General features: G+C 74.9%; 16 protein-coding genes and 1 tRNA gene. 1 reads left to right on the top strand and 16 read right to left on the bottom strand.

What is annotated here, in order from left to right; genetic code table 11:
- Window positions 1-98 precede the first annotated feature (98 nt).
- The 13 genes from P3T27_RS00135 to bldG form a co-directional block, all read right to left on the bottom strand.
- A tRNA-Thr gene (locus tag P3T27_RS00135) sits at window positions 99-172 on the bottom strand.
- Window positions 173-253: 81 nt separating this feature from the next.
- On the bottom strand, window positions 254-913 hold the full coding sequence (leuE, locus tag P3T27_RS00140; RefSeq protein ID WP_280674085.1) for a leucine efflux protein LeuE: 660 nt from the start codon (window positions 911-913) through the stop codon (window positions 254-256).
- A gap of 104 nt (window positions 914-1,017) precedes the next feature.
- Window positions 1,018-2,703 carry an alpha/beta hydrolase gene (locus P3T27_RS00145; RefSeq protein ID WP_280673357.1) on the bottom strand — a complete coding sequence of 562 codons (1,686 nt, stop codon included), beginning with the start codon at window positions 2,701-2,703 and terminating at the stop codon, window positions 1,018-1,020.
- 119 nt (window positions 2,704-2,822) lie between these two features.
- A complete protein-coding gene (locus tag P3T27_RS00150; RefSeq protein ID WP_280673359.1) occupies window positions 2,823-3,959 on the bottom strand; it encodes a hypothetical protein in 1,137 nt (378 codons plus the stop codon).
- A 308-nt stretch (window positions 3,960-4,267) separates the two neighbouring features.
- Window positions 4,268-5,479 (bottom strand): DNA polymerase III subunit delta', encoded by a 1,212-nt coding sequence (locus tag P3T27_RS00155; RefSeq protein WP_280674086.1) that lies wholly within the window; start codon window positions 5,477-5,479, stop codon window positions 4,268-4,270.
- A gap of 270 nt (window positions 5,480-5,749) precedes the next feature.
- The gene (gene tmk / locus P3T27_RS00160; protein WP_280673361.1) at window positions 5,750-9,283 is read right to left on the bottom strand and encodes a dTMP kinase; all 3,534 of its coding nucleotides are present in this window, start codon (window positions 9,281-9,283) and stop codon (window positions 5,750-5,752) included.
- Between the two features lie 272 nt (window positions 9,284-9,555).
- The gene (gene topA / locus P3T27_RS00165; RefSeq protein WP_280673363.1) at window positions 9,556-12,426 is read right to left on the bottom strand and encodes a type I DNA topoisomerase; all 2,871 of its coding nucleotides are present in this window, start codon (window positions 12,424-12,426) and stop codon (window positions 9,556-9,558) included.
- A 389-nt stretch (window positions 12,427-12,815) separates the two neighbouring features.
- The gene (locus tag P3T27_RS00170) at window positions 12,816-13,274 is read right to left on the bottom strand and encodes a DUF3592 domain-containing protein (protein WP_280673365.1); all 459 of its coding nucleotides are present in this window, start codon (window positions 13,272-13,274) and stop codon (window positions 12,816-12,818) included.
- 220 nt (window positions 13,275-13,494) lie between these two features.
- Window positions 13,495-15,027 (bottom strand): methyltransferase, encoded by a 1,533-nt coding sequence (locus P3T27_RS00175; protein WP_280673367.1) that lies wholly within the window; start codon window positions 15,025-15,027, stop codon window positions 13,495-13,497.
- A 149-nt stretch (window positions 15,028-15,176) separates the two neighbouring features.
- Window positions 15,177-15,929: a small secreted protein gene (locus P3T27_RS00180; protein WP_280673368.1), complete on the bottom strand. Its 753-nt coding sequence runs from the start codon at window positions 15,927-15,929 to the stop codon at window positions 15,177-15,179.
- Window positions 15,930-16,078: 149 nt separating this feature from the next.
- On the bottom strand, window positions 16,079-16,447 hold the full coding sequence (locus tag P3T27_RS00185; RefSeq protein ID WP_280673370.1) for a cyclophilin-like fold protein: 369 nt from the start codon (window positions 16,445-16,447) through the stop codon (window positions 16,079-16,081).
- A 178-nt stretch (window positions 16,448-16,625) separates the two neighbouring features.
- A complete protein-coding gene (locus P3T27_RS00190) occupies window positions 16,626-17,045 on the bottom strand; it encodes an ATP-binding protein (RefSeq protein ID WP_280673372.1) in 420 nt (139 codons plus the stop codon).
- A 158-nt stretch (window positions 17,046-17,203) separates the two neighbouring features.
- Window positions 17,204-17,545: an anti-sigma factor antagonist BldG gene (gene bldG / locus P3T27_RS00195; RefSeq protein ID WP_030240921.1), complete on the bottom strand. Its 342-nt coding sequence runs from the start codon at window positions 17,543-17,545 to the stop codon at window positions 17,204-17,206.
- A gap of 221 nt (window positions 17,546-17,766) precedes the next feature.
- On the opposite strand from bldG, the gene P3T27_RS00200 reads away from it, so the two are divergent.
- A complete protein-coding gene (locus tag P3T27_RS00200; protein WP_280673376.1) occupies window positions 17,767-20,235 on the top strand; it encodes a DEAD/DEAH box helicase in 2,469 nt (822 codons plus the stop codon).
- Here the strand turns inward: P3T27_RS00200 and P3T27_RS00205 are convergent.
- The 3 genes from P3T27_RS00205 to P3T27_RS40945 all read right to left on the bottom strand — a co-directional run bounded on the left by P3T27_RS00205 (window position 20,230) and on the right by P3T27_RS40945 (window position 21,420).
- Window positions 20,230-20,730: an Rv3654c family TadE-like protein gene (locus tag P3T27_RS00205; protein ID WP_280673378.1), complete on the bottom strand. Its 501-nt coding sequence runs from the start codon at window positions 20,728-20,730 to the stop codon at window positions 20,230-20,232. The two genes, P3T27_RS00200 and P3T27_RS00205, sit on opposite strands and share 6 nt — an antisense overlap.
- Window positions 20,718-21,059, bottom strand: a complete 342-nt coding sequence (locus tag P3T27_RS00210) for a TadE family type IV pilus minor pilin (RefSeq protein WP_280673380.1) — start codon at window positions 21,057-21,059, stop codon at window positions 20,718-20,720. The genes P3T27_RS00205 and P3T27_RS00210 overlap by 13 nt, the downstream gene beginning before the upstream one ends.
- Window positions 21,060-21,147: 88 nt before the next feature.
- Window positions 21,148-21,420, bottom strand: a complete 273-nt coding sequence (locus P3T27_RS40945; protein ID WP_348534037.1) for a DUF4244 domain-containing protein — start codon at window positions 21,418-21,420, stop codon at window positions 21,148-21,150.
- Between the last annotated feature and the right edge of the window lie 69 nt (window positions 21,421-21,489).

The raw sequence follows: 21,489 nt of genomic DNA on the forward strand, positions 1-21,489 counted from the left end.
CACGCAAGCGATCTCGCAGCGCATCGCCGACGCCTGCCCGCACGCCAAGGAATGACAAAAGGCCCAGGTCACGGGCTATGCGACCTGGGCCTTCACTGAGCCGCCTGCGGGATTCGAACCCGCGACCTACGCATTACGAGTGCGTTGCTCTGGCCAACTGAGCTAAGGCGGCACCGTTGTCACGCGTGGTGGCAACGCGGGCCAGTCTACACGGGTTTCGCGGGTGATCCACACCTGGATGCGGAGGGTGGGGTCAGGCGGAGGAGACGGCGAGTTTGGCGGCGAAGCCGGCGAAGAGGACGGCGACGCCGCTGGTGAGGGTGGCGGAGAGGCGCTTGCGGCGGCGGAAGGCGGAGGCGAGGGTGGTGCCCGCGAAGATCAGCAGGGAGAGGTAGAGCACGCTGAAGGTCTGGAGGATGCCGCCGAGCAGGCCGAAGGAGAGAGCCGGCTGACCGTAGCCGGGGTCGACGAACTGGGTGAAGAAGGAGAGCAGGAAGAGGATCGCCTTCGGGTTCAGCAGGCTGATCACCAGGGCGCGGCGGAACGGGCGCTCGACGGGCTCGGCGGCCGGTTCGGCGGCGGTGGCGGCGGCAGCGGTGGCGGCCTGGCGTTCGCGCCAGAGCTGGCGGGCGGCGCGGAGCATGCCGTAGCCGATCCAGAGCAGGTAGGCGGCCCCGCCGAGCTTGACCACGGCGAAGACGGCCGGGTTGGCCTTCAGGAGGGAGGCGGCGCCCAGTGAGGTGAGGCTGATCAGGGTGAGGTCGCCGACGAAGACGCCGGCGGCGGCCCGGTAGCCGGTCCGTACGCCCTTGCGGGCGGCGACGGACAGCACGTACAGCGAGTTGGGGCCGGGCAGTAGGACGATGACGAGGGCGCCGAGGATGTAGGTCGCCAGGTCGTTGACTCCGAGCACGGTGCGCTCCGGGGAGGGGGACGAGAGCAGGGGGGCGCTCATCGTAACGTCGCACCGAACGTCGGTTGAAGCGAAAACAATCCGGTCGACCGGCGCTCCGCCGCCTACCAGTCACAGCGCTTGCCCTTCTTCGGGGCCTCGCCCTCCAGCAGGAAGAGGTTGACCGCGTCGTCCACGCAGTCGCTGTGGCGCCCGTACGCGGTGTGGCCGTCCCCGTCGTAGGTGAGCAGGCGTCCGGACTCCAGTTGCCCGGCCAGCGCCTGGGCCCACGCGTACGGGGTGGCCGGGTCACGGGTGGTGCCGACGACCACGATCGGGGCGGCGCCGGCGGCCCGGATGGTGTGCGCCGCGCCGGTGGCCCGGACCGGCCAGTAGGTGCAGGCCAGCGCCATCCAGGCCATGTCGCGGCCGAAGTGCGGCGAGGTCCGCTCGAACTCCGGCATCGCGCGCTGGACGTCCGCCGGCCCCGCGAACGCGGCGGGCAGGTCGAGGCAGTTCACCGCCGTGTTGGCGGACATCAGATTGGGGTACGAGCCGTCCGCCTCGCGCCCGAAGTAGGAGTCGGCGAGCTTCAGCAGGCCGGTGCCGTCGCCGGCCTTGGCGGCGGTGAGCGCGGAGCGCAGCTTGGGCCAGAGGGAGTCGGCGTACATGGCCTGGATGACGCCGGTCTTCGCCTGGGCCCCAGTGAGCCGGCGACCCTTGTCGGTGCTGGGCAGCGGGTGTGCCTGGACGGTCGCGAGCAGGGCGGTGAGCTGCTCGCCGACCTGCTGCTCGGTCCGGCCGAGCGGGCAGTCCTTACGGGGGGCGCAGTCCTTGGCGAAGGCGGCCCAGGCGATCTCGAAGCCGCCGGCCTGGGTGCGGTTGCTGGTGGCGGCGTCGAGCGACGGGTCCAGCGCGCCGTCCAGCACCAGCCGCCCGACCCGGCCGGGGAAGAGCCCGGCGTAGGTGGCGCCGAGGAAGGTGCCGTAGGACTTGCCGACGAAGTTCAGCCGCTTGTCGCCGAGCAGGGCGCGCAGCACGTCCATGTCGCGGGCGGCCTCGACGGTGCTGAGGTGGCCGAGCGCCGCCCCGGTGTGCTGTCGGCAGCCCTCGGCGAACTCCTTGTCGGCGGCGACCAGTGCGTCGATCCCGCGCTGGTCGCCGGGGGTCAGATCGATGGCGGTGAAGGCGTCCATCCGGGGGCCGCTCAGGCAGCTGACCGGGTTGCTGCGGCCGACCCCGCGCGGGTCGAGGCCGACCAGGTCGTACCGGGCGCGCACGCCGCTGTCGTACGTATCGGCGGCGATCTGCAGGTACTCGACCGCCGAGCCGCCGGGCCCGCCCGGGTTGAGCAGCAGCGAGCCGATCCGGCTGACCTGACCGGAGCCGTCCCCGCCCCTGTCCCCCGCTCCGGTCCTGGCTCCGGTTCCGGTTCCGGTTGTGGTTTTGGGCGGCGGGAGGACGAGGGCGCGAGCGGCCGTCAGGGTGAGGTCGCCGTCGCCGGGGCGGTCGTAGTCCAGCGGCACCCGGAAGGTGGTGCACTCGAACCCGCCGTCGCATGCCTTCCAGGCGAGCCGCTGCGCGTAGTACGGGGCGAGCTCGGCCGGTACGACGGCGGGCAGCGGCTCCAGCGGCGTGACCCTGGGCGCGGCGGTGGCGGTCGGCGTCGCGGGCCCGGCCGAGTCCGGCGAGGTCGCGCCCGCGGAACCGGAGGGCTCGACGCCGCCCGTCCCGGGCGAACCCGCGCCGCACCCGCCCGCCAGCAGCCCGGCGGCGAGCGCCGCAGCCAGTACTCGCCCGGTGGCCCTCATCCGCTCCCTTTCGATCGTCACTCCGGGTCGCCGACCGGCGACCCGAATCGCATTGCACCACAGCACGCCGCCCGGTGCCCGCCGTGGGCACCGGGCGGCGATGACGCACTGACACCGGGTCAGGACGCCTTGGCCAGCGCCTCGGCCAGGTACTGCACGGCCTGCCGAACGAGCCGCAGCCGCTCCCGGTCGGGGGTGTAGTCCTGCACGTTGTCCGAGATCCGCACCTCGGCCTTGGCCGCCGGGCCGGTACCGGCCTTGAGCGCGGCCTGGAGCTTGCGGGCCGCGTCCAGCCCGGCCGAGTCGGCCTTGGCGGCGGCCAGCAGCAGCTTCGCCGCGCTGCCGGCCGGGGCCTCGGCGCCGGTCTGGGTGAGCGCGGCGGCGTCGTACCGGCCGGAGACTGCGGCGGCCACCCCGTACAGGTCGGGGCGGGACAGTCCGGCGGCGGCCGCGCACGACGCGCCGCCCTCGACGCCGAGGGTGCCCCAGGAGGCCGGGCCGGGCGGCAGGGTGCGGAAGGAGGCGGCGATGGTGGTGCGCAGCGTCGCGTCGTCGGCGACGGCGGCCGGGGCGGCGGCGACCAGGTCGCAGGGGTGCGCGGTGCCGTTCGGCGCCTCGGGGGTGACCAGGATGAACGGGCGGGCACGGCCGGTCTGCAGGGCCGAGCTGATGCCCTCGAAGACGTCCGGGACCTCGGCGTCGGCGGTCTTGTGCGGGGCGGCCGCGTGCATCACGACGACCGGGAAGCGCGCGTTCGACTCCTTGGCGTACTGCGGCGGCAGCCAGACCCGGACGTTGCGCGGCTGCCCGTCCGGGCCGAGCACGGCGGACTGCAGCAGTTCGCCGCCGCCCGGGTGGCCGACGCTGTCGAAGCGGCTGGCCACGGTGGGCGACGACGTGGCGGAGGCCGCGGCCGGCTCGGCGACGACGGGCGGCGCCGCCTGCTGCCTGGCCGCCGCGCCCGCGCCCGTGCCCGCGCTCACCGCGTCGACCGTCGGCTCCGCGCGGTCCGGTTCCTGGTCGCCGCGGCCGGGGCCGCCGAACGCCCCGAGCGCCGTGAGCAGCGTCAGCGCGGTGACGCAGACCCCGCAGACCATCGCTCCGGCCGCCCGCACCAGCATCGGCCAGCGGTCGCCGGCCAGTTCGTAGGTCCGGGCGGCGCGCAGGTCGCGCCAGCGCTGGAGCGCGCCGCGGGCCAGCCAGATCCCGCCCAGCGCGGCCGCCAGCAGGGGGATGACGAGGAGCGAACGAACCATGGGACGCACCACCTCGGGAGGAGGGCCGGCGCCGGACGGGACCCGGTACCGTACGGGGGGCGACGGCCCCGGCACCGGGGCGCAGTCGGCCCCCAGCGTGCACAACGGGCGGACCATCACACGCGGGTGTGCTCGGCGCGTATCGAGCATTCACTCGAAGGTGGGACGGCAGGCCAGCTCCGGGAGGCCTACGCCGGGCGCACCCCGCCTCGGAAGGCCCAGCGGCACAGCCCAGCAGCACGGCCCAGCAGCACGGCTCGGCACCCCACCAGGCAACCCTGCCCCGGCACCCCCACCCGACAGGCGGCTCAGCCCGCGCGCAGCGCCACCGTCATCGCCTCCACGGCGAGCAGCGGGTCGACGTTGCGGTCCAGCGCCCGCCGGCAGGCGAGCACCGCCTCGATCCGGCGCAGCGTGCCCTCCGGCGGACCGTCCTGCGCGACCCGGTTCAGCGCCTGCCGCTGGTCCTCGTTGGCGAGGGAGCCGGTGGAACCGAGCTGGAGCGCGAGCACGTCCCGGTAGAAGCCCAGCAGGTCGAGCAGCGCGACCCCGAGGGTCTCCCGGCGGGTGCGGGTGGCGCGGCTCTTCTGCCGCTTCTCCAGCTCCTTGACCGCCCCGGCCATGCCGCGCGGCGCCTTGCTGCCCTCGGCGGCGCCGTAGGCGGCCTTCAGGTCGTCGGTCTCCTTGGCGTCCTGGGTCTCGGCGAGCGCCTCGGCGTCGGCCTTGGCGGTGTCGACCAGGCGCTGGGCGGCGGCCAGGCAGCCGCCGATGTCAGCGACCTCCAGCGGGATCCGCAGCACGTCGGTGCGGCGGGTGCGGGCCTGCTCGTCGACGGCGAGGCGACGCGCGCGCTCGACGTCGCCCTGCCCGGCGAGCGCGGCCAGCCGGGCGGTCTCCGGCTCGACGCCGTCGCGGCGGACCAGCATGTCGGCGACGGCCTCGGCAGTGGGCGTGCGCAGGACGAGCAGGCGGCAGCGCGATCGGATGGTCGGCAGCACGTCCTGGACGGAGGGGGCGCAGAGCAACCAGACGGTGCGCGGGGAGGGCTCCTCCACGCCTTTGAGCAGCGCGTTCGCGGCGGCCTCGGTGAGCCGGTGGGCGGCGTCGACCAGGATCACCGACCAGCGGCCGCCGGTCGGGTAGCTGGAGGCGCGCAGCACGAGGGCGCGCATGTCACCGACGCCGATGGACAGGCCGTCGGTCCGGACGTACTTGACGTCGGCGTGGCTGCCGGCCAGCACAGTGTGGCAGCCGTCGCAGAATCCGCAGCCCGGCGTGCCGCCGAGCGCGAGGTCGGGGCTATTGCACTGGAGGGCTGCGGCGAACGCGCGCGCGGCGGTGACCTGCCCGGCCCCGGGCGGGCCGGTGAACAGCCAGGCGTGCGTCATCAGGGAGGCGTTCCCGCCCGGCTGCGGACCGGCCCCGCGACCGGCCTCGACCGTCGCCCCGGCCGCCCGGGCGGCGGCGGTCAGCTGCTCGACCACCCGCTCCTGGCCCACCAGGTCGTCCCAGACGGCCACTGCTGCTCCCAAGCTCCGTACGGCAGCGCTCCCGGCGCCTCTTCCCCGCCGTCGAGCATACGTGCCCGCTCGGACAGCCACGGCGCCGTCCGGGTGACCCGCCGCCAACGGACGTCCCCGCCGCGGGACGCCCACCGCATCGGACGACGGACGCGCCGGACGACGAAGGCGGCGCCGCCGGGGCTCTCCACCCCGACGACGCCGCCCGTCGTCCGTCCAGCCGTCCAGCCGTCCAGCCGTCCAGCCGTCCAGCCGTCCAGCCGTCCAGGGTCAGCCCCGGCGGCCCCAGCGACGACCCTTGCCCTTGCCGCCGCCCTCGCCCTTGTCGCCGCCCCGGTCGCCGCCCCGGTCGCCGCCGGCGCGAGGGTCCTGGCCGGCGTGCGGGTCCTGGCCGCCACGCGGGTCCTGCGGGGCCTGGCCACCGCCGTGCTCCCAGCTCGCCCACTCGTCGCGCGTGCCGAGCAGGGTGTCGGTGAGGCTCGGCAGGTCGTCCATCGGCGTCTCCTCGGCCCAGTCCGGCCGGGGCCGCTCGGCGGTGGCCTGCGACTCGGCGGCGGGCTCGGGCTCGGCGCCGACCACCGGCAGCTCGCGGGTGCTGTCCACCGGCTCCTCGCGCCACAGCCCCGGCGGCACCCGGTCCTCCGCGCGACCCGGCACCACTCCGCCCGGCGCCACACCGCCCGGCACCCGATCCGACGGCGCACGACCCGGCGACGTACGACCCGACGGCGTACCGCCCGGCTCGATCCGCGGCAGCACCGCGGTCCGGTCCGCCTCGGCCGGGACCACCGGCAGCACGGCCGTCTCGTCCGCGGCGGCCAGCGGGACCACCGGCAGCCGCGTGGTCGCGTCGGCGGCCTCCGCCGCACGGGCGGCCGTCTGCCGGTCCCGCAGCGAGAGCTCCCGCGTCGCCTCGTCGCCCCCACCGGGGCCGACGGTGCCCGCAGAACCCGCAGGACCCGCAGGACCCGCGCCCGGAACGTCCCGGACGGCCCGCAGCTCGGTGGTCACGGCCTCTCCGGGAACCGGACCGGCAGCCGAGCCCGAGCCCGAGCCGGCCCCCGCCCCGGCGCCCGGCCTCCCGGCCGCCGCCCGGTCCGCCGTCGTCTCCGCCGCCGCAGCTGCGGCCGCGAGCGCGGCGGCCTGCGCCAGCCGGGCCTCCTCGGCCCGCTGCAGCGCCTCCTCCGCCCGGCGGCGCTGCTCCTCGCGCTGGAGTTCACGCTGGCGCTGGAGCTCCACCTGGGCGGCCGCCTCGTCGGCGAGACGCTTGCGCTCAGCGGCCTCCGCGGCCAGCCGGGCCTCCTCCTCGGCCTTCCGCTCGGCCTCCTCCTCGGCGCGGCGGCGGGCTTCCTCGTCCGCCCGGCGGCGGGCTTCCTCCTCCGCCTTGCGTCGGGCCTCGGCGGCGGCCCGCTCGGCCTCCTCCTTGGCCAACCGCTCCTTCTCGGCCTGCTCGGCCCGCAGCTGCTCCAGCACCTCCTGGCGCTTGCGCTCGGCCGCCTCGGCCTCGGCCTTCTTGCGGGCCTCCTCGGCGGCGCGGCGCTCGGCCTCCTCACGGGCGAGCCGCTCCTGCTCGGCGCTGGCGGCCTTCTCCTGCTCGGAGAGCGGCAGCTCGCGGTCGAGCCGGTGCCGGATGGCGGTGGTGACGAAGCCGGGGGCCTGGCTGCCGTCGACGACCAGGTAGCGCGCCGGGTCGGCGGCCGCGAGGGCGAGGAAGCCGGACCGGACCCGCTGGTGGAACTCGGTGGGCTCGGACTCCAAGCGGTCGAGCGCCTCGGTGAAGCGCTCCCGGGCCCGGGTCGGGTCGACGTCCAGAACGACGGTCAGGTCGGGCAGCAGCCCGCCGGTCGCCCAGCGGGAGATCCGGGCGACCTCGGTGGCGGCCAGGTCGCGCCCGGCGCCCTGGTAGGCGATGGAGGAGTCCATGTACCGGTCGGTGATCACGACGGCGCCGCGGGCGAGGGCCGGCCGGATGACGTTCTCGACGTGCTCGGCCCGGTCGGCCGCGTAGATCAGCGCCTCGGCGCGGTGCGACAGGCCGGTGTTGCCGACGTCCAGGACGAGACCGCGCAGCCGCTGGCCGACCGGGCTGCCGCCGGGCTCACGGGTGAGCACGACCTCGTGCCCCTTGCCGCGGATCCACTCGGCGAGCGCCTGGGCCTGGGTGGACTTGCCGGCGCCGTCGCCGCCCTCCAGGGCGATGAAGAAGCCGGTGCCCGCGCCCCGGTGCGATGCCGGGGCGACGGCGCCGCGCACCGCGTCCACCAGGTCCCGGCCGAACGGCGCGGTGCCGCGCCGGTCGTCGGTCCGCAGCAGGACGACGGCGGCGAGGACCAGCGTGAGCAGCCCCGAGGTGGCGACGGCCAGGGCCGCGCCGCCGTGGATGAAGGTGAAGGAGCCGGGCTCGACCCTGCCGTACTCGACGTCCCCGTAGACGGCGGCGATCAGCGGGACGACGACCAGCGCGGCGCCGACCACGACCCGCAGCACCGCGTACAGGTGCTCGGTGACCTTCGGCAGCCGGGCCTCCTCCACCTCCTGGGCGAGCAGGGTGCGCCCGGCGGAGACGACGATCCCGGCGGTGAGGCCGGCCAGCAGGGTGAGGGCCAGGACCAGCACGAAGTCCAGCACCAGCCCGGCCAGGATCAGCGCCACGCCCTCGGTGAGCAGCGCCAGCGCGAGCAGGCGGCGGCGGGAGAACGCGGGCAGCGTGGCCCGGGTGAGCCGGGAGCCGAGGGCGGGCGCCGCGGTGGCGGCGAGCACCAGCAGGCCGTAGCCGATCGGCCCGGCCCGGTGCTCGGCGGCGGTGAGCAGCGCGAGCGCGGCGACGCCGGCCATCGAGGCGTAGCCGGCGGCGACGGCGAAGGTGAAGTACGGGGCGCTGCCGGTGCGGCCCTTGCTCAGCGCGGGGCCCGGCGTGGCGTCGGTGGGGGCGCGCAGGCCCTGCAGCGGCGAGTGCGGGGCGACGGTCAGCGCGCCGACGGGCAGTTGCTGGAGGTAGCCGCGGGCGGCCGAGGCGGCGAACAGGCCGGCCGCGCCGAGGACGGCGAAGGTGACCTGGTGGGCCCGGAGCCAGTCCGAGCCGAGCGCCGCGCCGATGTTGTTCAGCAGGGTGAGGACGACCAGGCCGGCGGCCGCGAGCGGCGCGGTGGCCCAGCCGGTGAAGCGGTCGATGCTCCGGACGGTGTCCAGGTTGGCGGCGGCCGGCCGCTGCTCGGCGGCGGGCGCGTGCGGGTTGGCGGGCGGCAGCAGGCCGGGGACGGCGGCGTCCTTGGCGATCCCCCAGACCCGCTCGGCGGCACCGGTGACGAACACCGTGGCGAGCAGGACGTAGGTGGCGGCGCCGGAGGGCTTCGGGCCGGAGCCCAGCCAGACGGTCCACCAGGGCGCGAGGCCGATCAGCAGGGCGCGCAGCGTGTCGGCGCCGAACAGCGTCCAGCGCCGGTCCAGCCGGCCCGTGACCAGCCGGTGCACCGGCCCGAGCAGCGCGACGCCGATCAGCCCGGTGGCCGCCAGCCGGACGGCGAGGACCGCGGCGACGGCGAAGGCGAGGCTGCGCGGCAGGTCGCCGAACTGGCCGCCGAGAGCCGCGGCGATCACGGTGAGCGCGAGCAGCACCAGTAGGCCGAGCCGGTCGGCGGTGCCGCCGATCAGCTGGGTGGTCCACAGGCGCCGGTAGGGGCGTGTCCGCAGCAGCGCCCGGGCCCGTTCCACCGGCGTCCCGGCCGGCGCGACCTCGGGCAGGTCGGGCGTGGCGGCGCTGGCGGCCGGGGCGGCGCTGGGGGTGGGCTGCTCCTCGCTCGTCATACGGTCAGCGTAGCGGGCGGGGGTTGGCCGGAATGAGATGAACGGGGTTCCGGATCCCGCTCATCACCGGGTTGTGACGTTCCGCGCACAGAGTCCGACCGGCCTCGGGCCCGCGTCCCCGAGGTGGGGACGCGGGCCCGTCGGCACGGGCGAAGGCCCTGTCCGAGCGCCGTCCGAGGCACTGGCAGAGCGCTGCCGGAGCGCTGCCGGAGCACCACCGGGGCGGCACCGGAGCACCACCGGGGCGGCACCAGCGGAGCGCTGCCGGAGGATCAGCCCTCGTCGGTCGCCGCGGCCTTGCTCGCGGCGGTCTTCTTGGCCGCCGTCTTCTTCGCCGTGGCCGCCTTCGCCGTCGTGGTCTTCTTGGCAGCGGTCTTCTTCGCGGCCGCGGTCTTGGTGGCGGCGGTCTTGGTCGCCGTCGCCTTCTTCGCGGTCGCCTTCTTGGCCGGGGCCTTCTTCGCCACCTTCTTCACCGGCCCGCGCGCCCGTTTCTCGGCGAGCAGCTCGTAGCCGCGCTCGGGCGTGATCGTCTCGACCTCGTCGTCCTTGCGGAGCGTGGCATTGGTCTCGCCGTCGGTCACGTACGGGCCGAAGCGGCCGTCCTTGACCACCACGGGGCGCTCGCTGACCGGGTCGGTGCCCAGCTCCTTGAGCGGCGGGGCGGCGGCGGCCCGGCCGCGCTGCTTGGGCTGGGCGTAGACGACCAGCGCCTCGTCGAGGGTGATCGTGAAGAGCTGGTCCTCGCTGGTGAGCGAGCGGGAGTCGGTGCCGCGCTTGAGGTACGGGCCGTAGCGGCCGTTCTGCGCGGTGATCTCCACGCCCTCGGCGTCGGCCCCGACCACGCGCGGCAGCGAGAGCAGCCGCAGCGCGTCCTCCAGGGTGACGGTGTCCAGCGCCATCGTCTTGAACAGCGAGGCGGTGCGCGGCTTGACCGCGTTCTTGCCGGTCTTGGGCGTGCCCTCGGGCAGGATCTCGGTCACGTACGGGCCGTAGCGGCCGTCCTTGGCCACCAGCATGTTGCCGCTGACCGGGTCCGGGCCGAGCTCGAAGTCGCCGCTGGGCTTGGCCAGCAGTTCCTCGGCCAGCTCGACGGTGAGCTCGTCCGGCGGCAGCTCGTCCGGGATGTCGGCGCGCTGGCCGGGCTCGCCCTCGACGGCGGAGGCGCGCTCGACGTACGGACCGTAGCGGCCGACCCGCAGGGTGATGTCGTCGCTGATCCGGAACGAGCTGATCTCCCGGGCGTCGATCGCGCCGAGGTCGGTGACCAGCTCCTTCAGGCCGCCCAGGTGGTCGCCGTCGCCGTTGCCGGCCTCGGCGGCACCGCCGGCCGCGTGACCGTCGCCCTCGCCGAAGTAGAAGCGCTTCAGCCACGGCACGGACTTGGCCTCGCCGGCCGCGATCCGGTCGAGGTCGTCCTCCATCTTGGCGGTGAAGTCGTAGTCGACCAGTCGGCCGAAGTGCTTCTCCAGGAGGTTGACCACGGCGAAGGAGAGGAAGGACGGGACGAGCGCCGTCCCCTTCTTGAACACGTACCGGCGCTGGATGATCGTGTCGATGATCGAGGCGTAGGTGGAGGGGCGACCGATCTCCCGGTCCTCCAGCTCCTTGACCAGCGAGGCCTCGGTGTAGCGCGCCGGCGCCTTGGTGGCGTGACCCTCGGGGGTGAGCTGCTCGGCGGCCAGCGGGTCGCCCTCGACGACCTGCGGCAGCCGGCGCTCGCGGTCGTCCAGCTCGGCGTTCGGGTCGTCGGCGCCCTCGACGTAGGCCTTGAGGAAGCCGTGGAAGGTGATGATCTTGCCGGAGGCGGAGAACTCGACGTCGCGGCCGTCGGCGGAGGCGCCGCCGACCTTGACGGTCACCGACTGACCGACCGCGTCCTTCATCTGGGAGGCGACGGTGCGCATCCAGATCAGCTCGTAGAGCCGGAAGTCGTCGCCGCTCAGGCCGGTCTCGGCGGGGGTGCGGAAGCGGTCGCCGGAGGGGCGGACGGCCTCGTGCGCCTCCTGCGCGTTCTTGACCTTGCTGGCGTAGGTGCGCGGGGCGTCCGGCAGGTAGTCGGCGCCGTACAGCTGGGTGACCTGCGCGCGGGCGGCGGAGACCGCGGTGTCCGACAGCGTCGTGGAGTCGGTACGCATATAGGTGATGAAGCCGTTCTCGTACAGCTTCTGGGCCACCTGCATGGTCCGCTTGGCGCCGAAGCCGAGCTTGCGGCTGGCCTCCTGCTGGAGCGTCGTGGTGCGGAACGGCGCGTACGGCGAGCGACGGTACGGCTTGGACTCGACGCTGCGGACACCGAACGCGGTCTGCTCCAGGGCGGCGGCCAGCTGCCGGGCGGCCTGCTCGTCCAGGTGCAGGGTGTTGGCGCTGCCGGCCTTCAGCCGGCCGTCCGAACCGAAGTCACGGCCGCTGGCGATCCGCTTGCCGTCCACCGAGGAGAGCCGGGCCCCGAAGGTCTCCGGGTTCGCCGCGTCGGCCGCGGTGCGGCCGGTGCCGAAGGTGCCGACCAGGTCCCAGTACGAGGCGGTGCGGAAGGCGATCCGCTCGCGCTCGCGCTCGACCACCAGGCGGGTCGCGACGGACTGCACGCGGCCCGCCGAGAGCTTCGGCATGACCTTCTTCCACAGCACCGGCGAAACCTCGAAGCCGTAGAGGCGGTCGAGGATGCGGCGGGTCTCCTGGGCGTCGACCAGGCGCTGGTTGAGCTCGCGCGGGTTGGCCACCGCCTCCTGGATCGCCGACTTGGTGATCTCGTGGAACACCATCCGGTGCACCGGCACCTTGGGCTTGAGCACCTGCTGGAGGTGCCACGCGATGGCCTCGCCCTCGCGGTCCTCATCGGTGGCGAGGAAGAGCTCGTCGGACTCCGCGAGCAGCGACTTCAACTTGCTGACCTGGGACTTCTTGTCCGCGTTGACCACGTAGATGGGTGCGAAGTCGTGGTCGACGTCCACCCCGAGGCGGCGCACCTCACCGGTGTACTTGTCCGGGACCTCCGCCGCGGTGCTGGGGAGGTCGCGGATGTGCCCGACGCTCGCCTCGACGATGTAGCCGGGGCCAAGGTAGCCCTTGATCGTCTTCGCCTTGGCCGGCGACTCGACAATGACGAGTCGCTGTCCGTGCGCGGTCTCGCTGCTCGGGGACACCTTCGCTCTTCTCTCCCGGTCCTTATGTGGGCTGGTCGGCGCCGGCAGCCCGGGCTGCGCTCCGCCCGACCCCTCCACCGTCCCGGGGGTGCCGCTGTACGACGACCCCACCAGCGGAGTGTGACCGTACCCCGGCCACCCTTGTCAAACGGACGCATCCCGCGTTTTCAGTTACCGAGCTCACCGACGCCACTCGAACGGTAACCCGATGACGGAGGTTCGCGCCCCGTGAAGGGGGCTTCGGCGGGTTCCGGAGGATGGAATGACGGATTTCGAAATCTGTCAACGGAGTATCGACGGCACTGGGGGACGACCGCCCGGACACCCGCCGGAGGCGGCGGCCGCGGTTCCCGGCGAACGCCTCGCGGGGTCGGCGGTGCGCTCCGGAATCAGCCGTTGACCGCCGCGAGCAGCCCGGCGCCCGCCACCAGACAGCCCACGCCGAGCACGCTCCACAACAGGTCGGCGACCGCCGCCCGGCCGATCTCCCCGGCCGCCAGCACCACCCGGCTCGGGCGGCGCGGGTCGTAGCAGATCCGCACCGAGGCGCCGGGCGTGAAGCGGTCCGGACGGCGCAGCGGGGTGTGGCCGCGCGGACGGGTGAGCACCAGCTCGGCGATCCGGCCCGGGCCGGACCCGCCGGCGGACGGCAGGACGGAGAAGGAGAGCAGCGGCGCGCTGTCGAGCTGGCCGTGCGCCTCGTCCTCGGCGACGACCGTGGCCACCGCCGACGCCCCCCGTCGGCGCACCCGGTGGCGAAGGCGCACTTCGGCGGCGCACCAGAGCAGCAGCACGCCACCGAAGAGGGCGAGCACCAGCCCGCCCACCGTCGCCGTCGTCGTGTCCACCCCTGGCCCCCGGCTCCCCAGCTCTGTCCACAGCCTGTGGACAGAGCCTCACAGCAGGGGGCCAACGCGCGGCGGCCGACCGGCGACGGCCGGACGAACCAGGGAGTACGGGACGGTGAACCGGTTCCGGCCGCCTCGACGGACCAGTCCCGGCCACCTCGACGGACCGGCTCCGGCCACCCAGACGGACCGGCACCGGCCGCCTCGAACCGCGGCCCGGTCAGCCCGCCGGGCGGATGAACCCCTGCTCGGTCAGCAGCCGCAGCGACTCCGGCACCCGGTCCCGCAGGACCACCCGGTCCTCGCCGAGCAGTTGCGCGATCGCGTCCACGATCTCGCCCGCCGACAGCGTCCCGTCGCAGACCCCGACGAAACCGGCACCCACGGTGTCCACCTTGGTGGCGCGCCGCATGCCCCGGTTGTGACGCAGGATCACGTGCTCCGGATCCTCCGCACCCGGCGCGCCGACCTGCTCCTGGACCACCTCGTCGGCCAGCACGTAGCGGGCCGCGAGCAGGCCCGCGTCGTCGTGCGAGCGCAGGAAATCCTGCCGGTCGAACCACTCCTCGATGTGCGGGCCCAGCGGCTGCTCCACCGGGTGCGGCCACTCCTCCACCCGGACGGTCGGGCGCTCGGCGCCGCTCGCCCGCAGGGTGATCCAGCCCATGCCGATGCCCTCGACCCGGCCCGCCTCGAAGGCGTCCAGCCACTCGCCGTACCGGGCCTGGTAGTCGCCGCCGGGGCCGCGGTGGTCGCCGCCGTCCCGCAGCCACAACTCGGCGTACTGGGCCACGTCCTGGACCTCGCGCTGGACGATCCAGGCGTCCAGCCCGGTGCCCGCCACCCAGCCGGCCAGCCGCTCGTGCCAGTCCTCGCCCTTGACGTGCTGCCAGTTGGCGAGCAACTGGCAGTAGCCGCCCGGCTCCAGGTGGTCGGCGGCGGAGCGGACCAGGCTGCGGCACAGGTCGTCGCCGGCCATGCCGCCGTCACGGTAGGTGAACCGGCCGGCCGGCGAGATCACGAACGGCGGGTTGGAGACGATCAGGTCGAACCGCCGCTCCCCGACCGGCTCGAAGAGGCTGCCGGTGAGCACCTCCGTCTGGCCGAAACCGGACAGCGCCAGGGTCAGTTCGGAGAAGCGCAGCGCGCGCGGGTTCAGGTCGGTGGCGGTCACCTGCCGAGCGTGCCGGGCCGCGTGCAGCGCCTGCACGCCGGAGCCCGAGCCGAGGTCCAGCGCGGCCCGGACCGGGCGGCGCACGGTGATGTTGGCCAGCGTGGTCGACGCGCCGCCGACCCCGAGCACCAGATCCTTGCGGGCCACCCCGTGCGCGGTCTCACCGGACCCGATACCGCCCGCGCCACCCACCGCGCAGCCCAGGTCGGAGACCACCCAGGCGTCCGAACTGGGCATCCCGGCCACCTCGTTGGCGTACGGCCGGACGTCCACGGTGGCACGCACCAGCTCGCCGTCGGAGCGCAGCCAGCCGTCGGCCAGGCAGTCCTCGACCGGCAGCGCGGCCGCGGCCGCCCGGTACGGCACCGGCTGCTGGAGCAGGAACAGCCGGACCAGCGTCTCCAGCGGGCTGCCGCCCCGGGTCGCCCGCAGGGCCGGCACCGCCTCACTACGGGCCAACGCCGCGTAGCCGGTGGGCCCGAGCAGGTCGAGGCAGCCGTCGGCGGTGAACGAGGCGTCGAGCAGCGCCTCGCGCAGCTTGGCGAGGCGGGTCTGGTCGAGAACGGGGCTACTGATCACCCCGCCATTGTCCCTCGGGGCAGGGTGCGCAGCCGCCGCACCGGGGCGGGGCGGCTGCGCAGGTGCGCGACGACTCGGGCCCGACGACCCTGGGCCGGTCGAGTCCGGTCCGGGGCCCGGCCCGCCCGACGGGCCCGACGGCCCTGGGCTCAGCTCGCGCTGGGCGCGGGGGTGGTCGGAGCCGTCGACGGGGTGGCCGGCGGGGCCGCCGGGGTGGTGTCGGTGCCCGTGGACGGGGTGGCCGCCGGGCTCGCGCCGTCCGTCGCGCCGGGCGCGGGCGTCCCACCGGCCGCCCCGGCGCTCGGGGTGGCGGACGCGCCGCCGCCCGACGTGGCGCCCGCCCCGGCGCTCGGGGCCGTGGAGCCGGCGGGCTTGCAGCCCTCCTGCTTGGCCATGGCCGCGCCGAGGTCGCCGCGCTGCAGCTTGCCCTGCGCCTGGGTGGACAGCGAGGCCAGCTGCTGGACCTGGTCGGCCACGCTGCGCAGCCCGTCCGCGAACTTCGCCTGGTCGGCGTTGGACAGGGCGTCCAGCTTCTTCTGGACGTCCTGGTAGCCGTCGGCCGCCTTGGTCAGCTCGGCGACGGTGTCCTTCTGCAGGTTCGCGCCGTCGGCCACCTTGGGCGCACCGGCGGAGTTGATGGCCGCCGCGATGTCCTGGTTGGTCTTGGCCAGCCGCCCGATGTCCGCCGAGAGCCGCTTCTGCAGGTCGGCCGGGGCCTCGCCGGTCTTCACCTGGCCGGTGTCGGCGAGCGCGGTCTGCGCCTGGGCGATCGGGTCCTTGGCCGAGCCGCAGACGTTCGACGCCCAGGCCTCCAGCTGCTTGCCGTTGTCGTCGCCGCAGCCGACGGCGCCGAACGCGAGCAGCGCGCCGAGGGCGGGTACGGCCAGCAGTCGCTTGTTCACCGGGAGAAGCCTTTCGGTTTCGGTCGTCTTCGGTCGTCGAACCTACACGGCCGATGTCGGCGTCCCGGTTCCCGGTTGCCGGTTGCCGGTTCCCCGCCCTCGGACGCCCGGGGCCTCAGGCCTCCGCCCGTCAGGACGTGCGGGCCCGCTCAGGCGCGCTCGACGCGGACCGGACCACCGGGCCGGACGGTGCGCAGCACCCGGGCCTCCCCGTCCAGCGCGCCGAGGACGTTGCAAGGGCCGGCCAGCCGGCACTCGCCGTCGCGCGAGATCGGCGTCGGCCCGTACGGCAACGCGAGGCTGTCGCCGTCGGTCCAGAACGCGACCGTGCCCGGCTCGACGACCTGCCGGGCGTCGGCCTCGCACGGCACGCTGACCGGCGTGCCGAAGTAGACCTCCTCGCCCCAGGTACTCGCCGAGGAGCTGATCGGCAGCTCGGCCCAGAGCGCCTCGGCGGTGGGTGTGCCCGCGAGCGTGGCGGTGGTCTGCCCGGCCGGCCACAGAATGCGAATCCGCATGGTCTTCCTTCACCGCGACGGGTCCGATCACCGATCGGACCCGGTCGTGCCGGAAGCAGCGAACCGCCAGATTCAACAATTTGTCAACGGGCTCCCGAGGGCTGGACCACCCCGGAGCTGGACTGCCTGAGGCTGGACTGCCTGGGGCTGGACCAGCCGGCGCCCGGCGGCTGGGCCCTCAGACCGCCACGGACTCGACCGAGACCGGCCAGCTCATCCGGATCAGGCCACCGTCCGCACCGTTGGTGACCTCCAGGTCCTCGACCAGGCCGGTGATCACGGCGAGGCCCAGGGTGTCCTCGTCCGGGTCCACGCCCTCGGCGGCACCCGCGGCCGGGACGGCGGCAGGGCCGGCCTCGTCCTCGACCTCGATGAGGAAACGCTTCTCCTGATCGGTCAACGCGACCCGGACCGTGCCGCCGATGCCGCCGCGCTGGTGCAGGCCGACCGCGCGGGAGCACGCCTCACCGACCGCGAGCCGCACCTCGTCGAGCACCGACTCGTCGACCCCGGCCCGTCTGGCGACGGCCGCGGCGACCAGCCGAGCCGTTCGCACGTGCTCCGGAAGCGCGCTGAATCGAAGTTCGACGGTTGCCATCTCTCCCCCTCGGGGTGTTCCGACCGGGGCCGGCGATGCGGCCCCTGCGGGCCGGTGGAACCGGCCCTGGAGCGGCCGGGAAGCACCGGGGCCCGCAGGCCCCGGCACCCGGACGCGTGGAGCGAACGGGCCGACCACTGCGGGCCGGCCCGGCCGCGTCAGTCGGTCGCGCTGACCGCGTCGTCCACCGAGGTGTGGATCGGGAAGACCTTGGTCAGGCCGGTGATGCGGAAAATCTTCAGGATGCGCTCCTGGTTGCAGACGAGGCGCAGCGAACCCTCATGGGCACGCACTCGCTTCAGACCGCCCACCAGCACACCGAGCCCGGTCGAGTCCAGGAAGTCCACGCCTTCCATGTCGACGACCAGGTGGTACTTGCCGTCGTTGACGAGCTCGACCAGCTGCTCCCGCAGCTTCGGGGCGGTGTACACATCGATCTCGCCGCCAACCTCGACGACCGTACGATCGCCGACTGAACGGGTCGACAGGGACAGGTCCACGGAACCTCCAGCACCTTGCCTTGCTACGTCATGTGCGATCCTCGGCCGGCCGGCCGCCACCGCATGGTCGCGGGCCCGGGCGCGCCCAGCCACGCGTGGCAAGCCTCGGCGCTGCGACCCACGGCCATCCGGCCGTCACGGCCACATTCAACCACCTGCGACCACGCCTGCACGATGGCTTACGACGATTCTCCGTCACGCCGGTGACACACTGGGTCCTCATGCCGCCCCGACACAGCCCGCCCGAGGCACTGCTCACGACCCTGTCAGCCAGCCGGGGGCGGTCCGACCGGCTCACCCATACGGAGCACCTTCCCGCTCGACCTGCGCGTTATGCGCCATGGCCCGAGTCGATCCGGCCCGAGATCGTGGCCGCCGCGCTCGACGTCGGGGTGGAGCGGCCCTGGGCGCACCAGGCAGAAGCGATGAAACTGGCCAAAAGCGGTCAGACTGTGGTGATCGCCACAGGCACCGCCTCGGGCAAGTCGCTCGGCTATCTGGCCCCGGTGCTCAGCGATCTGCTGGACGGCACCGAGGCCCGCAACGGCCGCGGCGCCACCGCGCTCTACCTCGCCCCGACCAAGGCGCTCGCCGCCGACCAGCGCCGCCGGGCCGCCGAACTCGCGCCGCCCCGGGTCCGGGCCGCCCTCTACGACGGCGACACCCCGCCCGAGGAGCGCGAGTGGGTCCACCAGTACGCCTCGTACGTGCTCACCAACCCGGACATGCTGCACCGCGGCATCCTGCCCGCCCACGCGCGCTGGGCCTCCTTCCTCAAGGTGTTGCGCTACGTGGTCGTCGACGAGTGCCACAGCTACCGGGGCGTGTTCGGCTCGCACGTCGCCCAGGTGCTGCGGCGGCTGCGCCGCGTCTGCGCCCGTTACGGTTCGTCACCCACCTTCCTGCTCGCCTCCGCCACCACCGCCGACCCGGCCGCCACCGCCGAGCGCCTGACCGGCCTGCCCGCCCAGGCCGTCACCGAGGACGCCTCGCCGCGCGGGCCGATGGTCTTCGGCCTCTGGGAGCCGCCGCTGACCGAGAACGTCGGCGAGCACGGCGCGCCCGTCCGCCGCACGGCCACCGCCGAGGCCGCGCACCTGCTGACCGACCTGGTCGAGCGGCAGACCCGCACCGTCGTCTTCGTCCGCTCCCGCCGGGCCGCCGAACTCGTCGCCCTCCAGGCCCAGGACCAGCTCGGCCGACCGCTCGCCGACCGGGTGGCCGCCTACCGCGGCGGCTACCTCGCCGACGAACGCCGGGCACTGGAACGCGCTCTGCACTCCGGCCGGCTGCTCGGGCTCGCCTCCACCTCCGCTCTCGAACTCGGCGTCGACGTCTCCGGCCTCGACGCCGTCCTGATGGCCGGCTACCCCGGCACCCGGGCCTCGCTCTGGCAGCAGGCCGGCCGGGCGGGCCGCGAGGCACAGGGGGCACTGGCCATCCTGATCGCCCGGGACGACCCGCTGGACACCTACCTGGTGCACCACCCGGAGGCGCTGTTCGCGGCGCCCGTCGAGGCCACCGTGCTCGACCCGGACAACCCCCACGTCCTCGCCCCGCACCTGTGCGCGGCCGCCGCCGAACTCCCGCTCACCGACGCCGACCTGGAGCTGTTCGGGCCCTCCACCGCACCGCTGCTGCCGGTCCTGGAACGGCGCGGCCTGCTGCGCCGGCGCAGCGACGGCTCCTGGTACTGGACCCGCCGCGAACGCGCGGCCGACGCCGTCGACCTGCGCGGCAGCGGTGGCAGCCCGGTGCAGATCGTCGAAGCCGACACCGGCCGTCTGCTCGGTACGGTGGACGCCGCGGCCGCCCACACCACCGTCCACACCGGAGCCGTCCACCTCCACCAGGGCCGTACCTTCCTGGTCCGGGAGCTCGACCTGGAGAACTCCGTCGCCCTGGTCGAGCCGGCCGACCCGCCGTACACCACGGCCGCCCGCGACATCACCTCCATCTCCGTGCTCGACACCGACACCACCGTTCCCTGGGGCGAGGGCCGACTCAGCTTCGGTTCGGTGGAGGTGGTCAACCAGGTGGTCGGCTACCTCCGGAAGCGGATCTCCACCGGGGAGATCATGGGCGAGAGCAAGCTCGACCTGCCGCCCCGCACGCTGCGCACCCGCGCGGTCTGGTGGTCCGTCACCGAGGACCAGCTGCTGGACGCGAACCTCCCGCTCGACCAGTTGCCCGGCGCCGCCCACGCCGCCGAACACGCCTCGATCGGGCTGCTGCCGCTGTTCGCCACCTGCGACCGCTGGGACATCGGCGGCGTCTCCGTCCCGTTGCACCCCGACACCGAACTGCCCACCGTGTTCGTCTACGACGGCCACCCGGGCGGGGCCGGCTTCGCCGAGCGCGGCTTCCAACGAGCCGCCGAATGGCTGACGGCCACCCGCGCGGCGATCGCCTCCTGCGAGTGCGAGCGCGGCTGCCCGTCCTGCGTCCAGTCACCCAAGTGCGGCAACGGGAACGAGCCGCTGGACAAGGCCGCCGCCGTTCAACTCCTGGACGTCCTGCTGGCCGGCGCCCCCGCGGCGACCGGCTCCGGGGCGGCAAGCTCCGAAGCGGCGGGCTCCGTGGCGGCAAGCTCCGAGGCGGCGGACGCCGGAGCTGCCGACTCCGAGACTGCCGGCTCCGGGCCGAGGTCCGAACCGGGCGCGGACGATGGACCACCGGTCGGCTCATGAGCCCGCCACCGCCTCGCCTGGCGCCCCGCCGAGGCCGTCCTCGGCGGCGGTGACCGCGGCCCGCACCGGTCCGGCCCGGGCCCTCGCCCGCGCCGGGCCGACCGGCAGGCGCACCGGCAGCCCGCCGACCGCCACCTCGGCCACCACCTCGACGGCGTCCCCCGCCCGGTCCACCGCGCAGGAGACCAGAGCGGCACCCTGTGCGGCGGCGATCCCGGAAGCCCGCCCGCACCCGCCGTCCGGGTCCAGCAGCAGCCGGTCCGCGGCCGCGAGGGCGGCCAGGTCGGCGGCCGACTCGGCCCGGTGCCGGGCGGCGACCACCCCACCGACCGCGATCGTCGCGGCGAAGACCGCCGTGCCCAGCATCGCCAGGGCGAGCAGCCAGACCGTCGCCGAGCCGGTGTCCGGCCCGCGCCCGCCCACAGCGGCCGCCCGGACGGTACGAGCACCCGCCCATCGCCGCGCCGCCGACCTCACCCCGGTCAGGACGGCCATGAACCACCTCCTCCCGCGACCCCCACGAGGGTGTCCTCCCTCGCCGCCACCGCGGCCGCGCCCAGCCGTACCGCGAGCAGTTCGCCGAGCCTGCCCGGCGCCGCGCACGGCGCGTCCACCTCGACCCGCACCACCTCGGCCGCCACCTCCATCCGTACCTGGGCCCCCGGCGGCGCGGCCGCGCGGGCGAGTTCGGCGGCGTCCGCCTCCCCGCGCGCGGCCGCCCTGGCCCCGACCCGGGCCGCGTCCACGCAGCGGATCTGTGCGGCCGCCGCCAGCACCCCCCAGATCAGCATCGCCGCGAGCAGGACGAGCGCCGGCAAGGCCACCGCGGTCTCCGCCGTGGCGAAACCCGCATCGCCACGACGGCCCGGCCGCAGCGACCACGCGTGCCCGCCGCGACATGCCACCGCCCGGCTAGGTCGCATGAAGCGCCCGTTCCAGTACGTCGGTCAGCGCCCCCATGACGGTCGCACTGGTCACCACCTTGTACAGCCCGGCCGCGAGGGCACAGGCGGCCAAGGTGCCGACGGCGTACTCCGCCGTGGTCATCCCGGCGTCCGACCGGCCCCGGTTCCGCGCCACCCCGCGCATCCCGCGGGCCGCCCAGCGGCTCCTGCGCCGCCATGCCCCGGGCAACTGCCGGAGCGGGCGCCCGCCGGCGGGCCTCGTTGCGATCACTGCGGTCATGAATCTCTCCTGTCTCCGATACCGATACCTGTGCCGGCGGCATCTGTGCCGCGCGGTCTCCGGTGCCGA

Origin of the sequence: Kitasatospora sp. MAA19 (assembly GCF_029894125.1) — a bacterium.
GTDB lineage: Bacteria > Actinomycetota > Actinomycetes > Streptomycetales > Streptomycetaceae > Kitasatospora.